The sequence below is a fragment of the Methylobacterium sp. J-067 genome (genome assembly GCF_022829465.1).
GTDB classification, from domain to species: Bacteria; Pseudomonadota; Alphaproteobacteria; order Rhizobiales; family Beijerinckiaceae; genus Methylobacterium; species Methylobacterium litchii.
Map to the genome: position 1 here is coordinate 1 of NZ_JAKSXZ010000065.1, position 765 is coordinate 765.

Annotated in this window: 1 pseudogene; it reads left to right on the top strand. The window is 69.7% G+C overall.

The features are described from left to right. Window positions 1-358 (top strand): annotated as a pseudogene (locus MKK52_RS07095) (chemotaxis protein); the annotation flags it as partial. Window positions 359-765 lie beyond the last annotated feature (407 nt).

Here is a 765-nt window from a genome sequence, read left to right on the forward strand (position 1 = left end):
GCGGGCGACGCAGGAGATCGCCGCGCAGATCAGCCGGATCCAGGGCTCGACGGGCCAGGCGGTGGCGGCCATCGGCGGCATCACCCAGCGGATCCGCGACATCAGCGCCACGGCGACCTCGATCGCGGCGGCGGTGGAGCAGCAGGGGGCGGCAACGCAGGAGATCGTCCGGAACGTGTCTCAGGCGGCCGCTGGGACGGGGGAAGTCACGGGCAACATCACCGGCGTCGCGCAGGCGGCCGAGGAGACGGGGGCCGCCGCCACGCAGGTGCTCGGCGCGGCCTCGGAACTCTCCCGGCAGTCCGAGCACCTGACGGCGGAAGTCGCCCGCTTCCTGGCGACCGTGCGCGCGGCGTAGTCATAAGACGGTACTTTTGCGCAGTGAAGCGTCCGCTTCCTGGTCTGCAGGACTGAGAAGCGGACAGACAGGAATCCACCCCGAGCTGCCATTCCTCCGCCGAGCCCGGTCCTCCCACGGGCACCGGTCGATGCGAGGCGACTTTAAGCCCGCCCGGTCGCTATCCAGCGGGCCAGGATTGCCTGGCCATTCGCTCTTGCCTGCTATGCCGCCTGATGTGACCGGGGCACGAGATCCCTCCACCCCAGACCGCTGGGACAACAAAATCGTACGGCAGCCGTCTAAAACGTGGCGGGCGGCATCGACCGAAGTGTGTCGTGGTACATCAATGCGCTTGCGTCCCCGGCGCCAGCGTGTCCTCCGCCCCCCGTTCCCGTCGGCGCAGCGGTGCCGGTTTGCGCCCGTCG